Origin of the sequence: Nostoc sp. (assembly GCF_036917155.1) — a bacterium.
Classification (GTDB): domain Bacteria; phylum Cyanobacteriota; class Cyanobacteriia; order Cyanobacteriales; family Nostocaceae; genus Nostoc.
Genome location: NZ_JBALDZ010000116.1, coordinates 38,586 through 57,802, shown reverse-complemented (window position 1 = coordinate 57,802; position 19,217 = coordinate 38,586). Strand labels below are relative to the sequence as shown.

Below are 19,217 nucleotides of genomic sequence, written 5' to 3'. Positions count from 1 at the left end.
TGGTATGGTTCTAGGCTATAAGTTTGAATAATTCCCGGATGGTTAAGATTTTTGGCGATGGTGTATTGATTGCGAAACGACAAGAGTTCAGAGAAGCTGGGATAAGGATTTTTCAGCAGTTTAATCACTACTCTTAACGAGTCAGTTTCTCGATACCCTCGATAAACCAGAGTTCTGGAACCATTGTAGAGTTCTTCACTGATACGATATCCGGGAATACTTACTAAAGTGCTAACCATGCTGCTAAATCCTGAAGATTTCCAGATTTAGTATTCCCAGATATTTGAAGTTGTTTACCAAAAACCGCCAAAAATTATACCAGAATTTCAATGATAAATTCTGTACCTAGACCCAGAACAGAGTTAAAACTCAATTTTCCGCCGTGGGTTTCTTCGACAATTTGACGAGCGATCGCTAATCCTAACCCCGTCCCTTTACCAACAGCTTTCGTCGTAAATAAATGGTCAAATATTTTGGATTTGACTTGTTCATTCATCCCCTTGCCATTATCAGCAATGGCAATTTTAACTAGATTGTCAGCTACTGAGGTTGTAATTTTAATGCAGTTAGGATTGGCTTGAATTTCTTCAAAGCTGCGTCCCTGATTTGATTCATCCAAGGCATCAATAGCATTTGCTATCAGATTCATAAATACCTGATTTAATTGACCAGGGAAACATTCAACTTGAGGTAAATTCCCGTAGTTGGTGACAACTTCAATAGCAGGACGTTGTTCATTCGGCTTGAGACGATGTTTGAGAATGAGAATGGTGCTATCAATGCCTTGGTGGATATTGAAAGGCACTTTGTAGTCTTGATCGGCACGGGAAAAAGTTCTTAAACTAGTGCTGATGTTTTTGAGCCTGTCGCACGCCATAGACATAGAATCAATCATCTTGGGCAAGTCTTCTAAACTATAATCCAAGTCGATTGATTCAGCATGGTCAAGAATTTCATCAGCTTTGTTGGGTAAATTTTCTTGATAGAGTTTTAAGTGTTCAACAATATCAGCGATAGTAGGTTTAGCAAGTTTTAGACTGGCAGAAATAAAGCCTAAAGGATTATTCATTTCGTGAGCTACACCAGCAACTAAATTACCCAACGCAGACATTTTTTCACTTTGCACCATTTTTAATTGGGCGTTTTGCAGATCAGTTAGCGCTTGTTCTAGTAAGAGTGATTTTTGCTGTAAGGTAAGTTCAGCAAGTTTACGTTCGTGTAGCGCAGCTTGCTGTTCGCTAATATCCAAAAATAATCCATCCCAAACCATAGATCCATCGGCAAATTTTTTGATTCGAGATTCCCCATGAATCCACTTGATAATTCCAGAGGATGTAACAATTCGTCCTGACCATTGCCAGGGACATAGGTTTTGAATGGCTTGAATGTTGGACTGCTCATAACTCTCGGTATCATCTGGATGCACTATATTGTCGAAAAACTGCCAATTGGACATAGCTTGCTCTGGGGTAATTTCGAGCAAGCTGTAACAGTCGGCACTAATGTAGCTCAACGATATAACCCCATCGGCAGTTATGCGATATTGATAAACTACCCCAGGCACATTGTCTACTAGATTGTGAAAGCGAGACTGAACCACACTCAACTCATTCAGCGATCGCTCTAGCTGTTGGGCATTTTCTAGCGATCGCTCATAAAGTCGGGCATTTTCCAAAGAAATCGCGGCTTGAGCGCAGAGTAAATTCAGTAGTTCGACGCGATCGCTCGTGAACGCCCCCGTTGTTAACTTGTTTTCTAAGTACAAAAGACCCAGCAACTTCCCTTGATGTAAAATCGGGCTGCACAAGATACTCTGAGGCTGCTGACGCATGATATAAGGGTCATTGGCTAAAATCGGATCGGCCGTTGCATCAAGCAGCACAACGGTCTGTCTGTTGTTCTTCACTTTATAAATTAGCTTTAGGGGAATATCTTGACTCTCCTCAACGGGAAGGCGCTGCAACACTACCGGCTCCGAACCCTCAATAATTGACCCTTTGATCAGCAGGTGATCGTCTCGCAACAGCATTAGCACGCATTTATCAGCCCCCGCATTTTCGATGACGATCGCAAGCAACGATGAGAGCAATTTTTCTAGTTCGATTTCACCTGAGATACTTTGGGAAGCCTTGAGAATAGCGGCTAAATCGAGAGAATTGGAGACGCTGGAGGAAGAACTAGAAGAACTAGTGGAGGTGACTGTTCCTAATGCGAAGACGGTTTCGTTAACTGAGAAAGGAGTGCGAGTTTGTTGGAGAATAGGAGTCAGGAGTTGGGGATAGCGTCTTTCCAAGTCAGCGACTTTGGCTTTTGCACCCCAACGAGCATAGCCATAGTAAGCCTTCGTCATGTATACCTGGGCAATCTCCTGTTTACCCCAGTCGAGGTAAAATTTTGCGGCTAGTTCATTAGCTAGCGCTTCTTCCTGAATATAATCATTTTCTTTGGCTCCAATGATGGCGCGATCGTAATGTTCAATTGCTTCGGCTTTATTGCCCAACACTCGTTGTTTTTCTGCCTCAACTAAATACCATTTATGCAGATGATTCATCGGGGCATTTTGCGCCCACTGTTGCAAAATAGTTTGATGGGTTTGCGCCAAGACGAGAAATTCGCCTTGCTCCGACTCTGCCTGTGTGGACAAGAGTGCCAAATACGTCAGGGCTGTGTAGAAATGAAAAATGAGAATAAAAATCATCCCTGATACTGCCATTAAATACTGTTTGGCTTGGGCGTTATAGTCTAGGGCAGCCGTGTAGTTACCACAAAAGTAGGCAAGCATCAGTTTGTAAGTGTAAGCAGTAGCGATCGCTGTGAGATCCTTGTCCTGATGGTACTTAGGAATCATCACCGTTTCATCGTAGGTACTGCCAATTAAGCAATCCGACAGAATACGGGCTGCCCTCAAGTTCTGCACAGTTTGCTGCATAAGATCCAAATAAGTCAGGGCAGAATGTTGTTTTATCTGCACTAAGACAGCCCTGTAACCTGCGATTTCGGGTTCCCAAATGTCCAGTTCCATCCCAGCAAAAAGTTTGGCAACGAGGTAATTGAGCGCGTTGTAGCCAGCGTTGAGAAAATCACCAGTTTCCATACCAGTTGCATAGCCATCTTTCTTCGTCAGCATCGTTGCCCTGAGAGATTCCTGGTGATGTTGAACCCAGGCTGCAAACAGAAGTAGAACTTTACACTTGAATTCCTTGACATTAAATCGATCGAGCAAGTTGATTGCTAATCGCCCAAAGCTATACCCAGATTTCACTTCTCCCAAAAAAGCACACAACACCATACTGTGAATCATATACCCCACCGTTGATCCTGGTGCATTCCCAAACTGGAGTGATAAACTCACCATCGTTGCGCTCAGTATGGGCAGTAATCCGGGCATTGCCTGTAGAATCGGTGAAAATAATATTCCTAAGAGTTGCATAGCTGCCTGAGTGTGGCCATCGCTCATTACAGGTAGATCGACTAATTCCTCAATCCCTCTGTCACCTTGAAGACTGGCTACGGTTTGCAGCGCTTTAGCAATTTTGGCTTCGTCAGGTGCAATGGGGAGTTCAACCCCCAATTGCAAGAGTGCATCTCTTCCCACTGCAATCGCTTCTAATATCTTGCCCTGGGCTGTCTGGGCGACGATTTGAATTTCGTAAATTTTGATTTTGTCTAAAATCGTCTCAGCTTCTTCTAACACCACTGCTGCTATTTTTTCCATGCCATCAAAATCAGCATTCAAATAAGCGGCTTCGGTAGCAGCAACATGGAGATTCAGAGTCAATTCATATTGATCTTGCCAGCAGTTGGCTGTCAGTATGTCAATCCCTGTTTGCAAATAAACTCTTGCCGCAGTATAAGCTGTAGAATTTCTCGCCTTCACTCCAGCTTTGAAGTTAAGTTGGGCTAAGGCTTCCCGTTCTTGCGGTTGGGTGATTAGCTCAATTCCTTGGTTTAAATGTCTGACAATATCAAATAGTTTTTCTTCCAGTTCTACTTCCGAGGAACTGTGCAGTAGTAATTGTCCAATTTTGAGATGAGTTGCTGTTTTTTGCTCATCGGGAATCAGGGAATAGGCAGCTTGCTGTACTCGGTCATGTAAAAATTTGTAACTTGCTAATTGCTCATTGCTAATAGCTATTTGTTGATTTCTATTAGCAATGGGCAAATAGCTATTAGCAGTTTCATGTTGATAAAATTTATAAACATCACTAATCGGTAAAATCAACCCTTCTTGCAACGCTTTCCACAAATCTGAAGCCGTTTCGATTTGGGATTGTTCACAAACAATTGCTAAAGTTTCTAAATCAAACTGGTTGCCAATACAAGCAGCTAACTGTAACACCTGTTGAGTTGATTGTGGCAGTTTTCGCAATTGAAAACCCATAAAGGCGACAACATCATCTGTAACCGCTTGCTGATTTACTTGTACAATGTCACATTGCCACCCCCCTGCTTGGTAAGGGGGGGTTGGGGGGGTAAATTCAATTAGCCTATCTTGATGCAATGCTTTGAGAAACTGGGTTGCAAAAAACGGATTACCTTGAGTTTTTTGATAGACTAATTGAGAAAGACTCCATGCCAAACTTTCCTGACATTTCAGTGTATCAGCAACTAATTGATTCACTATGACTTGATTCAGTGGTGCTAAAGTAATCGTATTAATCGTTGCTTGGTTTTTTTGAATTTCACTCAAAGTCAACATCAATGGATGTGCTGAGTTGACTTCGTTATCACGGTACGCACCAATTAACAAAAGATGCTTTGTATCAGCCATCAATAGCTGCATTAACTTCAGTGATGCTGAATCTGCCCATTGCAAATCATCTAAAAACATCACTAAGGGATGTTCAGCACTGGTAAAAACTTGGATAAATTTTTGAAACAATAAATTAAATCTATTTTCTGCCGCCGTTCCTGATAATTCTATAGCGGCTGGTTGTTCACCAATAATTCTTGATAATTCGGGGATAACTTCAATAATTACTTGTCCATTTTCCCCAACTGCCTCTAATATTTGGTTTCTCCATTGCTGGATTTGGACATCACTTTCAGTTAATAATTGTCCAATTAAATCCCGGAATGCTTGCACAAAGGCACTGAAGGGAATATTTCGTTGAAATTGGTCATATTTCCCTTTGATAAAATAACCGCGTTGGCGCACAATCGGTTTATGAACTTCGTTGACAACCGCAGTTTTCCCAATCCCTGAAAAGCCAGCTACCAGCATCATTTCTGTTGCACCAAGGCTGACTCTTTCAAAGGCTTGAAGTAGGCTTTCTACTTCAGTTTCTCTTCCATAGAGTTTATCAGGGATGATGAAGCGATCGCACACATCCCTCTGTGCAATTTCAAAACCCTTAATTACACCATCAACTTGTAGCTGATGTAAACAATTTTCTAAATCAAACTTCAATCCCAAAGCACTCTGATATCTATCTTCGGCATTTTTTGCCATCAATTTCATGACGATATCTGACAAGATTTGCGGAATCTCTTCACTTTTGACTTTTGACTTTTGACTTTTGACTTCCCGAAGGGATGGTGGAAGTTTAGCAATATGAGAATGTACCAACTCCATTGGATCGTTTGATTTAAATGGTAACTCTCCTGTAAGTAACTCGTAGAATGTCATACCCAGAGAATAAAAATCAGTCCGGTAATCAATCCCCCGATTCATTCTGCCTGTTTGTTCTGGGGAAATATAACTGAGTGTCCCTTCTAAGACATTGGGATTGATTAGTGTCTGCGTTTCCCGTGGTAGTAAAGATGCAATACTAAAGTCAATTAATTTAACTTGTTTGGTTTCGGGATTAATAAGAATATTAGCGGGTTTGATATCTTTGTGTATAATCCGCTCTCGGTAGAGTGTGTCTAAGGTATTGCAGAGAGCGATCGCAATCTGCAAAAGTTCTTCTAAAGACGCGATATATCGCGTCTGGTGAGAGGTGAAATAATCTTTGAGAGAAATTCCCCCAAAGTCTTCCATTACCAACGCATAGCCATTTTGGTATGATTCTAGGCTATAAGTTTGGACAATCAGAGGTGAGTTGAGATTTTTGGCTATGGTGTACTGATTGCGAAACGACAAGAGTTCACTGAAACTTGGATACGGATTTTTCAGCAGTTTAATCACTACAGGTAATGAGTCAGTCTCTTGATACCCTCGATAAACTACGGTTCTGGAACCATTGTAGAGTTCTTCGCTAACCTTGTATCCGGGAATACTGACTAGAGTGCTAACCATATTGCTAAATCCTTAAGATTTCCAGACTTAGTATTCCCAAAAAAGATCCCCGACAACTTATGCGAAGTCGGGGATCTGAACCCCTCGCTGGAGAACAAATCAAAATCACCAAAAACTATACCGGAATTTCAATGATAAATTCTGTTCCTTCACCCAAAACAGAGTTAAAACTCAATTTTCCGCCGTGAGTTTCTTCAACAATTTGACGAGCGATCGCTAATCCTAATCCTGTTCCTTTACCAACAGATTTTGTCGTAAATAAATGGTCAAATATTTTTAATTTTATTTGCTCATCCATCCCCTTGCCATTATCGGCAATAGCAATTTTAACTAGATTTTTTTCTCTCGAAGTCCCAATTTTAATTCGGTGAGAGGTTGCTTGATTTTCTGTAAAGCCTCGCCCCATACTAGACTCATCTAAGGCATCAATGGCATTGGCGAGCAAATTCATAAATACCTGATTTAATTGTCCAGGAAAACACTCAATTTGAGGCAAATCTCCATACTCAGTTATCACTTCAATTGCTGGACGTTGTTCATTAGCCTTGAGACGATGTTTTAAAATTAAAATCGTGCTGTCGATGCCTTGGTGAATATTAAATGGTACTTTATAATCTCGATCGGCACGGGAGAAAGTGCGGAGACTGGTGCTGATATTTTTTAACCTGTCGCACGCCATAGACATAGAATCAATCATCTTGGGCAAGTCTGATAAGCTATAATCCAAGTCGATTGATTCAGCATGGTCTTTGATTTGATCATTTTTGTTGGGTAAACTTTCTTGATAAAGCTTTAAATGTTCAACAATATCTGCAATAGTGGGTTTAGCTTGTTTGAGACTAGCAGCTATAAAACCGAGGGGATTATTCATTTCGTGAGCCACACCAGCAACTAAGTTGCCCAGTGCTGACATTTTTTCACTTTGGACAATTTGTAATTGGGCGTTTTGTAAATCGTTTAATGCTTGTTGTAATAAGAGTGATTTTTGTTGTAAGGCAACTTCTGCTAGTTTGCGATCGCTAATATCTCGCATCACAACTACCGCACCGAGTTTGTTACCCGAAGAATCGACAATCGCTTGTCCGCTTGCTAACAAATTTCTCGCTAAACCATGCTTTGGCGCAATGACCAATTCGGCATTTTCGACTATTTCCCCTTGCAAGGCGCGAAACAAAGGAATTTCTGTTGTTGATAGGAGTGTTTGCCCATCAGGTTGATAGAGTAAGAAGTGTCCTGCCCATTGTTCTGGCAGTAATAATTCTACTGGTAAGCCATGAAAGTCACGAGTTGCTTTGTTGAATAAGGTCAATTTGCCACTAGCATCACAGACAACAATCCCATCTGTAATATTGTGAATGATGGCATTCAAAAACTCTCGTTCTTCGGCTAGAGATGCTTCGGTCTGTTTTAATTGTTCTAGTGATGCTTGTAAGTGTTGAGATTTTTCCTGTTCTCGCTCATAAAGTCGGGCATTTTCTAGGGAAATCGCCACTTGAGCGCAAAGTAAGTTGAGCAGTTCGACGCGATCGCTGGTAAATGCTCCGGTTGCTAGGTTATTTTCCAGATACAAAATGCCAAGTAACTTACCCTGATGCAAAATCGGGCTGCATAAGATGCTCTTGGGTTGCTGTTGCTGAATATACGGATCATTGATTAATTTTTGATGCACTCTGGCATCAATAATTACTGCTGGTTGTAAGCTGCGTTTGACAGTATTAATTAAGCTAACTGGCACATCAACAGAGTCTTCAACAGGCTCCGGTTTGAGCAACATTGGGTAAAAATCGACTTCCTTGTGCTGTAATGATGTGACGCTACTAGAAAGTTGTGCTATCCCCCGAATCAGTAAACGACTTTCTTCTACGAGCATCAACACAGACTTATCTGCTCCAGCATTTTCAATGACCAAATGTAGCAAAGCTGAAAGTAGTTTTTCGAGTTCGATTTCGCCTGAGATAGTTTGAGAAGCTTTGAGAATGGTAGCTAAATCTAAAGCAAGAGAGACGCTGCTACTGCTGGAACTGGTGGAGGTGACACTCCCCAATGTGAAGATAGTTTCGTGAGTGGAGAGGGAAGAACGGGTTTGCTCTAAGATGGGGGCGAGGAGTTGGGGATAGCGTTGTTCCAAGTCGGCGACTTTGGCTTTAGCGCCCCAACGAGCATAGCCATAGTAGGCGTTCGTTATGTATTCTTGAGCAACCCGCTCTTTGCCCCAATCGAGGTAAAATTTAGCGGCTAGTTCATTGGCCAGCGCTTCTTCTTGGATGTAGCCATTTTCTTTGGCTAGAGTTATGGCGCGATCGTACAAATCCATCGCCTCAGCTTTGTTACCTAGAATCCGGTTCTGTTCGGCGACAACCAAATCAAGTTTATGCTGGAAATTCATTGGTGCATCGGTTGCCCATTGCTTCATCTTTTCCTGATTATTCGTAACTCGATTTAGGATGTATTCTTGTTGCGAATGCGATCCAGATGGATAGATTGCTAAGTGAGCCAAAGAATCATAGAAATAGAATCCCTGTACGACAAAAAGTCCTTGCACTGCATCTAAATACTGTTCGGCTAGCAGTGCATTTTCCTGTGCTTGTTTGTATTCTCCAAACAGATAGCAAAGAATCAGTTTGTTGAGATAAATATAGTGAAGTTCACTTCTATGATTAGCATCCTGAAGCAGTGGCAAAGATATTTTTTCGTTATATATTTCACCCTGTAATTCCCAAGAATTCTCTGAGGGATTTAATAAATTCACTGCTGATTGTTGAAAGACGCGATTCCAAGCTAAAGCATTTTCTTGCTTGAGTCCAACCAGAGCATCACTGATACTAGCCATTTCTCGTTCAAGCACAGTCAGTTCTTGTCCAATCAAATACAAGTGTTGGCATTTGTGTACGGCACAGTAGGCAGCAAATTCAAAGTTACCACTTTCCAATCCGTTTTGATATCCATCAGAGAGAATTGGTAATGTTTCTCTAACATCTACTTTGCCATGAATTGTGCATGTTCCTACTACAAGAAATACAGATGCTTTGATTTCTGAAAAATTGAATATTTCCGCTAGGGTTGATGCTAACTTACCAAATTTATAAGCAGAATCAGCATCCTGAAACATTGCATTTAAGAGGATACCGTAACAAGCATAACCATAGCTGGAGAAAGGTGAATTTCCATATTGAATTGATAAATTTACCAGTTCACACATCACCAAGGGAAACAGTACAGGTGTCGCTTGATAAGTAGGAGGCCCCATACTTGCTAACATTCTGGCAACTGCTAACTTCTCGACATCTGTCATTACAGGTAGGTTAATGAAGTCTTCTATCTTCTTCCCTTGCAGATTGCTGATAGTTTCAGTCAGTGCTTGCTGAATGTCTGAGGGTTCGGGTGATTTAGGTAAGCTGACTCCCAGCAATTCCAGAGCTTCTAAGCCAATTTGGACTGCTTCTAGCTTTTTGACTTGCGCCATATAAGCTTGGATTTTGATAGCATAGACTTTCATTTTGTCAACAGCAGTTTTTGCCTGTTGCATAACAATATTTGCCCATTGCTCCATCTCTTGAAAATCGCCGTTGAGGTATGCGGTTTCTGTTGCTAGTTCATATAGTGGTAAGGTGAGGTCGTAGTGGGTTTCCCAGCAAGACTCCTCCAAGTTTTGGTTCAGCAAGGCGATGCCCGTGGTGGAATACTCGAATGCAGCTGCATAAGCTGTGGCAGCTCTGGCTTTTTGTCCGGCGTTCAAATTAAGTTGAGCGAGTTCTATTTGCTGCGATGGTTCAATAATCAGGGATTTGCCGATATTGAGTTGATTGACAATTTCAAATAGATTTTCGTTCTGTTCTGTGACTGGCGCATTGTTCAGCAGCAGTTGCCCAATTTTCAGGTGAGTTGCCTGTTTTTGCTCCTCTGGGATGAGGGAATAGGCAGCTTGTTGGATGCGATCGTGCAAGAATTTGTAAACCGTCATTTGTCCTTGGTCATTTGTCATTTGTAAATGACCAATCACCAATGAGGAATCCTGATAAAACTTGTAAATTTCATTGATGGGAATGATAAATCCTTCTTGCAGTGCTTTCCACAAGTCTGAGGCAGTTTCCGTCTGGGACTTTTCAGAAACGATCGCCAACGTCGCCAAATCAAACTGATTACCAATACAAGCTGCCAGTTTTAAAATATCTTGAGTGATGTCGGGCAATTTCTGAAGCTGTTGGGCCATAAATTCCACCACATCATCGGTGAGAGCGAGCGATCGCACTTGCGACACATCACACTGCCAAAAACCTGCCTCCCAATCAAAGGTAATCAACCCATCCTCATACAGCGCCTTCAGAAACTGAGTTGTGAAAAAAGGATTGCCTTTAGCTTTTTGCTCAACCAACTCTGTCAACGGCAACGCTTGTCCTGTTGCACAACACAGCGAGTCGGCGATCAAATGATTCACATCTGCTTGACTCAAGGGAGTTAGGGTCAGGGTGTTGACGCGGGAGGATGCCTTTTCAATTTCATCTAGCGTTAACATCAGGGGATGAGCCGCAAACACCTCGTTATCGCGGTATGCCCCAATAATCAATAGATAACCGCGATTGCTCTCGGCCATCAACAGCTTCAGCAAATTGAGCGATGCCGAATCTGCCCACTGCAAATCATCGAGAAATATCACCAACGGATGCTCTTTTGTCGTGAACACCTGAACGAACTTTTGAAACAGCAGATTGAAACGGTTCTGTGCCGCATTACCTGATAGTTCAGCGATGGCAGGCTGTTTGCCGATCAGCTGCTCTAGTTCAGGAATCACCTCGATCAGGAGTTGCCCGTTCTCTCCAACTGCCCCTAAAATCTGACTCTGCCATTGCTGTAATTGGGTATCACTTTCACTAAGCAACTGTCCCATCAAATCACGAAAAGCTTGCACAAAAGCAGACAGAGGAATGTTGCGGTTGAACTGGTCATACTTGCCCTTGATAAAGTAGCCGTTCCAGCGCACAATTGGCTTATGCACTTCATTGACAACTGCGGTTTTGCCAATGCCAGAGAAACCTGCCACCAGCATCAATTGGCAGCCACCATTGGCAACATCACCAAATGCCTCCAGTAACGTCTGCACTTGTGATTCCCGTCCGTAGAGTTTTTCTCTGATGAGAAAGCGATCGCTAATATCTCGCTGTCCTAATTCAAACCAGGTGTGCTTGCCTGTTGCTTGCCACTGTTCTAAGCAGGTAACAAGGTCATGTTTCAGTCCCATAGCACTCTGATAGCGGTCTTCGGCGTTCTTCGCCATTAGCTTACGGATCATCTCACCCAACATCAAGGGCAAATCGGGGTTGAAATCGCAGACCAAGGGTGGAAGTTTCGCAATGTGACAATGTAGCAACTCCATTGGATCATGGGATTCAAAGGGCAGTTGTCCACTCAGTAGTTCAAAGAAAGTCACACCTAATGAATAAAAGTCGCTGCGGTAGTCAATGCCCCTGTTCATCCGTCCGGTTTGCTCCGGCGACAGATACGCTAACGTTCCCTCCAGTCCGTTGGGACTTTGGATTTCTTGGGTTTCTCGTGGTAAGAGTGAAGCAATACTGAAGTCAATCAGCTTGATTTCTTTGGTGTCAGGGTGAATTAAGATGTTGGCTGGCTTAATGTCTTTGTGAATGACACGCTGTTGATGCAACTAGTGTAAAGTGTCTAACAGTTGCAGAGCAATGGGTAGAAATTGCTCTAAAGTTAGTGTTTTTCCTTGAGTAAATTGCCGTAAGGAAATGCCACCAAAGTCTTCCATGACTAAGGCATAACCGTTGCGATCCGGTTCTAAGCTGTGGGGTTTAATGATACCGGGAATATCTAGGTTGTTGGCGATCGCATATTGGTTGCAAAACTGTACTAATTCGCTAAAAGTTGGGTATTCTCGTTTTAAGAGCTTGATGACAACTGGTAGGCGATCGCATTCTCGAATTGCCCGATACACTTGGGTACGAGAACCTGAATAAAGTTGTTCTATGGTTCGATATCCAGCGATCCTTAAAGCTCCATCAATTTTTGCGCTCATAAATTCCTACGAAAATTTCTGTATACTAGCGTTATAATTCCCAGGACAATATCTTGGTTAACAAACGTTAGAAAAATGACATTGGGCATTGGGCATTGGGCAATAAAATAATCAATAGTTATTCTCTCCCTGCCTCCCTTGCTCCTCTAAGAGGATGTCTGAAAAGTTTTTTTATATACACTTAATCCTTGGAGATCCCCCTAAATCCACGCCACTTGCTCTACTTGGGGAGACCCCAAGACCGCAGTGGCTCCCCTTAAAAAGGGGGACTTTGAGACTTTTATTACCCGCTTTTTCAGGGGGCTAGGGGGGATCAGCAAATATTTTATACTTCTCAGACATCCTCTAAGACGGTTTTATACAAATAGAGAAAAACTGCAACTAGCTTTCAAAGCCTCTCCCCGCTTGCCTAACGGCAGGCTGACGCCAACGGGGAGAGGTTTGGAGAGGGGTCAAAATCTCTGGTTCTACATGAGAAATAAAGACTTCCATACTTTTATTTTTTCGGATGAAACCACCCTACCTCTAAAATAGAGGCTCTATCCGCAGCAAAGCTGGTAAATCCACACAGGAGAGGTGTTGATAAGCTTGCTCGATGAGACGCTTGCCTCTGAGAAAACCTGTATTAGCTCCAGGACAAATGTACTGGAGAGTTTCTGGTGTAAAACGTTCTAATAATAATCGAAGACTCTGAATTTGCCTTGGCCAGTGAAAGGTTTTAGCTGACCGTAATAATACTGGTTTACCCTGCTGATTGGGGACTAAATGGCGACCAGAAAACAATATACCTCCAAGTTTACTATAGTAGAGACAAGATGAGCCGGGAGAATGGCCTGGTGTCCAAATCACTTGTGTTGCTGCATCAAGAGTAAATTCTTGCCTAAAGGTAGTTACGGTTAAGCCTGGTAATAAATATGCTTCTTGTTCTTGAATCAGCACCTCGCAGCCAAAGGTTTGCTGAAATTCAGCAGTCTTGCCAATTGCGCCTCGATGGGTGAGAAATAACCAACGCACGCCTCCATGCGATCGCAAAAAATCTTGATTTGTTTGCTCTAGGGCAGGGCAATCTATGAGGATATTGCCTTCATTTCTTACAATAAAATAAGAGGTTCCTCCTAAAGTGTCCCGATTGGGTGGAAAAGCAAAAATGCTCTCTTGTGCGAAGTCCGATTGCAGAGAAATTCCGCTAGGAACTTCGTCAGGGAACACAGACCGTGGTGGCTTAGTTGTATAACTCGGTTGTTGAGGTAAAGGGCACATAATCAAAGTAGACAATCTGGTTACAGTGTGGCAATTCTCAAGATTGAACTGGGGATTGGGGACTAGGGATTGGGGACTAGGGATTGGGGACTAGGGATTGGGGACTAGGGATTGGGGATTGGGGATTGGGGACTAGGGATTGGGGACTAGGGATTGGGGACTAGGGACTGGGGAAGATTTGAATGGAGATTATTGGTACGCCAACCAAATCTTAAAAGAATTTCTTCCCCAGTCCCCAATACCCAGTCCCCAATACCCAGTCCCCAATACCCAGTCCCCAATACCCAGTCCCCAATACCCAGTCCCCTGTTAACCTGTTGAAAAAATTGGGATTTGAGGTCTGCCTTGTAGTTAATGCTATGGTGCTGAAGCTACTGGTGGGGCGTTTTGTCAAAATTACTGAAGATAACATGGCATTTTGGTTTTTGTTTATCCTCCTGCTGGGGCTAGCTACTTATCTAATGGTGCAGCACAGCGTCGCTCACATCACCCGAACACCAGTATGGTTGTTGTGGCTGGTTTTAATGACACCAGCATTTCTGTTGAGTGGATGGACACTGTTCTACGGCGCGAAACAACCGCCGCCGCCAGGGCTGATCATCTGGTCAATATTTGTTTGCACAGTGTTGTACTGGATGTTGTTTCAATGGGGGCGTCAAGTACCAAGAGATACACAGACCGGAGCCCAAGCCCAAGCCTCAGAATCGCAGTCAACTATCCAGCCTACCCCAGAACCAATAGTGCGTCCCATTGAACCAACAGAAGAAACCCTACTACGAAATTGTTTTCCTTGGTCTGTATACTACGTTCAAAATATTGAGTATCGGCCTCAATCTGTAATTTGCCGTGGTCAGTTGCGAACTAAAGCCAGCAATGCTTACCAGCAGATTAAGACTAATATTGAAGCACAATTTGGCGATCGCTTCTTGCTGATTTTTCAAGAAGGTCTAAATGACAAACCTTTCTTTGTGCTGGTTCCCAACGTTCAAGCTGCTAAAGAGAGAAATACACCACAACGCGACCAAGAACGCTTAACTCGACCAGGATTAGCACTACTACTACTACTAGCTACTTTGCTAACTACTACCTTGGTAGGCGTGGAAATTGATGGTGTTACTCTGCCGCCTATATGGAATATTGGCTCTCTGTTCAAAGTTCTATCTAACCCAGATGTCCTATTTAAGGGATTGCCCTATGCTCTAGGATTGATGACTATTTTGGGCATTCATGAGCTTGGGCATTATTTAACAGCGAGATTTTACAAGATTCGCTCGACGTTGCCTTACTTTATTCCCGTGCCTTTCTTCTTGGGAACTTTTGGTGCATTTATTCAGATGCGTAGTCCCATTCCCAACCGTAAAGCTTTATTTGATATTAGTATCGCTGGGCCATTTGCAGGTTTTGCTGTTACCTTGCCATTACTAATATGGGGCTTGGCTCATTCTGATATAGTTTCCCTGACTGAAAAAACCCCACTTTTGAATCCTGATGCCCTCAATCCCAAGTATTCAATTTTATTGGCGCTACTCTCGAAGTTAGCTTTAGGAAGTCAGTTAACAGCAAAATCAGCCCTTGACCTGCATCCAGTTGCAGTAGCAGGTTTTCTGGGATTAATTGTGACAGCGTTAAATTTAATGCCTGTAGGACAATTAGATGGAGGTCATATTGTCCATGCGATGTTTGGGCAGAGAACTGCTCTGGTCATTGGTCAAATTGCTCGGATGTTGTTGCTATTACTGGCTTTAGTACGAGAAGAATTTTTGGTATGGGCGATTATCTTATTATTTATGCCGTTGATTGATGAACCGGCGCTGAATGATGTCACTGAATTGGATAACCAACGTGACGTTTGGGGATTACTGGCAATGGCTTTGTTGATTGTAATCATTCTGCCATTACCACAGGCGATCGCTAACTTTTTACAAATTTAAAAAGTATTAGAATACAGCCAAAAAAGGTAAGTTTGTACTACTTTGCTGCTCATGTTAAAACGTAAAAGTAGTACGAAGTACACCTACAGTTGTTGTTTCGTTTCTGCTGTCACCTTCTGGGTTAAATAGAATAAAAGCACCAGGGGTGATGCTGATATTATCGCTGACTTTCACGCGATAATACCCTTCTAAATGGTAAGGAGTAGCTCGATTTTCACCAAGTTGAGCCGAACCACTAGCATCAGTACGGTAAAGCGGTTGACCAAAAATAATCCCTGCATTGTTCCCTGACTTGAGTAAATCTTGAAAGTGAATTCCTACCATCCAACTTGTAAAGGTGGTGGAAGCATTGACGCTACTAGAAGAAGCATCGACAAACAAGGCTGCACCATAACCAGACAATGCTATTTTTGGAGACAATCGCCATGTTATCGTACTCCCAACAGAGTTGAGCGCCACTGGTGTCCCAGCCGCAACCCCTGGTAAAGCACCGATATCATCACTAATTAATCCTGTACCCAAAATATTAATTTCGTGATAGCTGTGAGCATAGTTGAGACCAATATCAAGATTGCGACTTGGCTTCAAGGTTAACTGTGCGGCTATAACACTACTACCACTAAACAAACCTCCACCCAAAGGTGTAGTAGAAACTCCTGGTAGTGCCTCACTTGCAGATTTTTGGGGTAAATTGGCATTTACACTGCCGTATAAAGCTCTGAAGTCAAAATTTGGCGAAATGTTAAAAATAAATCCCGCCGCCGATGCTAAACCAGTACCCGAAGTTCCACCAGAAACCCGTAGCACAGGATTCAAGCCGCCAAAACGAGAAATTGATTCTTGTCCTTCACCATAAAAAGGTGTAATGGCTGGGAAAGCATCTGATGTTTCCGCCGCAGTTCCCGCAAATAAGGTTAATTTCTCAGCTACGGGAAAGATATACAGTAATTTGTAAAGCTGAACACTGTTTGCACCAACACTCGACAAGGTATTGACATTTAACCCCGGAAATTGCGGCTCAAAACTGGTACGTGCGCTACTCGCACTTAAAAGCGGCGCAGCTAACCCTAAACTTTCTTGCAGGCTACCCTGTCCATTGGCTCCACCCAAAAAGTTATAAGCTTGTAATCCAGTAATTAATAAATCTTTACCAGTAAAGCTAGTGGTGAGATTTAACCGCACTCTATTGACTAACATGAAATTCGGATCGCTCTTATTGGGAGCGCCGCCAGTAGCACCAATCCCAGCAATAATTGCCTCACCATTAAGTTTGGTAGTAGTAGAAAACTGATTTGCTTCTAGTTTTGCTGTGCGTTCTTCTACAGCATCTACTCGACCCCGTAATGTTACCAATTCCGCAGCAAATTGTTCTTGTAGTTTCTGCAACTTGGCTAAATCCTCTTTTTTGACCAAATCAGCAGTTGATGTCGTAATTAGTTCATTGATTCGAGATAAACAAGCATTTAAGCCAGCCGCAAATTCATAGCGAGTCATCGCTCGATTACCGCGATAGGTTTCATTGGGATAACCTGCGATACAACCATAGCGCTCAACTAAAGATTGTAGTGCTTGAAAAGCCCAATCTGTCGGCTGTACATCAGACAATTGGGATACGGATGTTACTTGTGCAAGTTTGTCTGATGCTGGAGATGAATTTGCAAATTGTGGTGTGATTGCCTGTAAATAATTATTAGCAGAATCCACCTCTAAATTTTTTTGGCTTTCATTGGCTATCGGTAATTCATCAGAAATACCATTGGCTAAATTGCCTTTATGAAAATAAACTTTTTCATGGCTGTCAACATTTTGATAAAATGCTATATTTTTATTTTCAATCTCTAAATTAGGCAGGGCTTGTACTGGTGATAAGCCAGCAATTAACCATAAAAAGCCCACTCCCCCAGCAGAAGCTAGTAGATATTTTGCCATGATAACTCCCAATCTATATATGAAATAGTGACAAACTTGATTGCGATATTTAAATGGTATTGATAAGTAAATTTAAAGTATTTTAGCAAGATAGTCTTGCTAACTTTAAAATTTGCATATCAGAAAATTTCTTTCTAATTTGACTTATCAAAGCATCAGTCTATATCGCAAGTATTAAATTATAGTAAATACTATTTCTGCAAAGAATTAACAACTAGTGCTATTGATAATTCTAATAATTACTATTGACAAAATAATAATTAGATTGGTGTACTTTTATGGTATTGGATATAAGATAAACGGTTATGAAATATAGCAATCTTAAATCAGTGGTGAATAAGCAGATACCCAACTTCTTAGAGAAGTCGGGTATCTAAGTCTTTTGATTTAAACGAAAGCAAATTTGAATTCCCCAAAGGAGTTTATCGTTTTGCTAATTCTGGAGTTCGCCCCTTCAAGCCAATCATCAATTTCAGCATAAATACTTTTAATACAGGTACTCGCTGTAAAAACCATAAACCCAAGCGACGAATCATCACCACAGGGAAGAAATTATTAGAAAACATCCGATCTAACAAGTCGGTGAAACCTAAAATTGTCAGATTTTCTAACTTGCGCCAGCGTTCATAACCTTTGAGAATCTGAATATCGCCAATATCTTTACCCGCTTTGTGCGCTGCTTGAATTACTTGCGCCAAAGCAGCTGCATCCCGAATACCTAAATTTAAACCTTGTCCGCCGACGGGATGGCAATTGTGCGCCGCATCACCAATTAATGCTAGTCGCGGGAGAACGTAGCGATCGCTTTGCATGAGTTGTACCTGAAAAACAAAGCGATCGCCTAGTAATTCCAATTTTCCCATCTGATCGCCATAGCGACGGCTTAGTTCTGCCAAAAATTGCTCATCGTTTAAAGCACACAAAGCTTTTGCTTCTTCATGGGGGGCTGTCCAGACAATGCGGCAACGGTTCCCCGGTAAAGGTAAAATCGCAAAGGGCCCGCTAGACCAAAATCTTTCGTAAGCGGTGTTATTGTGGGGTTTTTCTGGTTTGACAAAGGCGACAATGCAAGACTGCCAATATTTCCAGCCAGAGGTTTTGATGCCAGCAGCTTGGCGAATTGGCGATCGCGATCCATCTGCTGCAACAACTAATTTGCTGCGAACTGTCCTTAGCTGATCGGCAACTTTTATATCGATGGCGACTATATTCTGCTGGTATTGCGTATTTACCACTTCCGCCGGACAGAGATAAGTCACATTTGGGCAATCTTGGACAAAATCTTGCAATGGCTGCAACAGCGCTTGGTGTTCCGCCACATAACCCAACTCTGCTGTATTTATATCATCTGTGGTAAATTCCACCACATCGGGATAATCGGCATCAGAAAGACGAACTCGGCAATACTTGGCGATTTGAGGCAACATTTTGTCCCAAACGCCAATGCCTTCATAAATTAGCGACGAAAGCTTGTGAACTGCATAAGCTTGTCCCTTCGCTACCGCCGCTGATGCCACTTTCGCTTCAATTAGTAAAACACTCAAGCCAGAATCTTTTAAAGCAGAGGCTAGAGTTAACCCAATAATCCCACCGCCCACAATTACCAAATCATATTCATATCCCCGCTCATTTGGCGGTGTTGGTTGAGGGGAAAGAGTTTGCTCAAGCTGCGTTATGGCCATTGTTAAGTTAGGTTACAGCGTCTTAACTCTTATTTTGACGCGATCGCGCCTTCTTCAGCAAGTTAACAATTCAAAATTAAAGACAGCCCTCATCCCCTAACCCCTTCTCCCAACATGGGAGAAGGGGAACTAGAGAATTT

At 42.4% G+C, this 19,217-nt stretch carries 9 protein-coding genes; 1 reads left to right on the top strand and 8 read right to left on the bottom strand.

The window, feature by feature from the left end; genetic code table 11:
- From V7K67_RS16455 to V7K67_RS16430, 6 genes are all read right to left on the bottom strand, one after another.
- On the bottom strand, nt 1-239 hold a 239-nt coding region (locus tag V7K67_RS16455), incomplete at its 3' end, for a hypothetical protein (protein ID WP_335167471.1).
- A 74-nt stretch (nt 240-313) separates the two neighbouring features.
- Nucleotides 314-6,241, bottom strand: a complete 5,928-nt coding sequence (locus V7K67_RS16450; protein ID WP_335167469.1) for an AAA family ATPase — start codon at nt 6,239-6,241, stop codon at nt 314-316.
- A gap of 115 nt (nt 6,242-6,356) precedes the next feature.
- Nucleotides 6,357-11,900: a trifunctional serine/threonine-protein kinase/ATP-binding protein/sensor histidine kinase gene (locus V7K67_RS16445; protein ID WP_335167467.1), complete on the bottom strand. Its 5,544-nt coding sequence runs from the start codon at nt 11,898-11,900 to the stop codon at nt 6,357-6,359.
- Nucleotides 11,901-12,275: a hypothetical protein gene (locus V7K67_RS16440; RefSeq protein WP_335167465.1), complete on the bottom strand. Its 375-nt coding sequence runs from the start codon at nt 12,273-12,275 to the stop codon at nt 11,901-11,903.
- 525 nt (nt 12,276-12,800) lie between these two features.
- Complete coding sequence (locus tag V7K67_RS16435) at nt 12,801-13,535, bottom strand: MBL fold metallo-hydrolase (protein ID WP_334730042.1); 735 nt, start codon at nt 13,533-13,535, stop codon at nt 12,801-12,803.
- A 146-nt stretch (nt 13,536-13,681) separates the two neighbouring features.
- On the bottom strand, nt 13,682-13,816 hold the full coding sequence (locus V7K67_RS16430; RefSeq protein WP_335167463.1) for a hypothetical protein: 135 nt from the start codon (nt 13,814-13,816) through the stop codon (nt 13,682-13,684).
- A gap of 129 nt (nt 13,817-13,945) precedes the next feature.
- Here V7K67_RS16430 and V7K67_RS16425 point away from each other — a divergent pair, with 129 nt between their 5' ends.
- Nucleotides 13,946-15,466, top strand: coding sequence for a site-2 protease family protein (locus V7K67_RS16425; RefSeq protein WP_334730044.1), 1,521 nt, complete (start codon nt 13,946-13,948; stop codon nt 15,464-15,466).
- Between the two features lie 54 nt (nt 15,467-15,520).
- Here V7K67_RS16425 and V7K67_RS16420 read toward each other — a convergent pair whose 3' ends face one another.
- Both V7K67_RS16420 and V7K67_RS16415 read right to left on the bottom strand, forming a co-directional pair.
- The gene (locus tag V7K67_RS16420) at nt 15,521-17,395 is read right to left on the bottom strand and encodes an iron uptake porin (RefSeq protein ID WP_335167461.1); all 1,875 of its coding nucleotides are present in this window, start codon (nt 17,393-17,395) and stop codon (nt 15,521-15,523) included.
- Between the two features lie 422 nt (nt 17,396-17,817).
- Complete coding sequence (locus tag V7K67_RS16415) at nt 17,818-19,077, bottom strand: FAD-dependent hydroxylase (protein WP_335167459.1); 1,260 nt, start codon at nt 19,075-19,077, stop codon at nt 17,818-17,820.
- Nucleotides 19,078-19,217: the final 140 nt, after the last annotated feature.

Excerpts from the sequence above, each read along its gene's own strand:
- V7K67_RS16450 (WP_335167469.1), bottom strand. The coding sequence starts at position 6,241 with ATGGTTAGCACTCTAGTCAGTATTCCCGGATACAAGGTTAGCGAAGAA.
- V7K67_RS16440 (WP_335167465.1), bottom strand. The coding sequence starts at position 12,275 with ATGAGCGCAAAAATTGATGGAGCTTTAAGGATCGCTGGATATCGAACC.
- V7K67_RS16435 (WP_334730042.1), bottom strand. The coding sequence starts at position 13,535 with ATGTGCCCTTTACCTCAACAACCGAGTTATACAACTAAGCCACCACGG.
- V7K67_RS16425 (WP_334730044.1), top strand. The coding sequence starts at position 13,946 with ATGGCATTTTGGTTTTTGTTTATCCTCCTGCTGGGGCTAGCTACTTAT.
- V7K67_RS16420 (WP_335167461.1), bottom strand. The coding sequence starts at position 17,395 with ATGGCAAAATATCTACTAGCTTCTGCTGGGGGAGTGGGCTTTTTATGG.
- V7K67_RS16415 (WP_335167459.1), bottom strand. The coding sequence starts at position 19,077 with ATGGCCATAACGCAGCTTGAGCAAACTCTTTCCCCTCAACCAACACCG.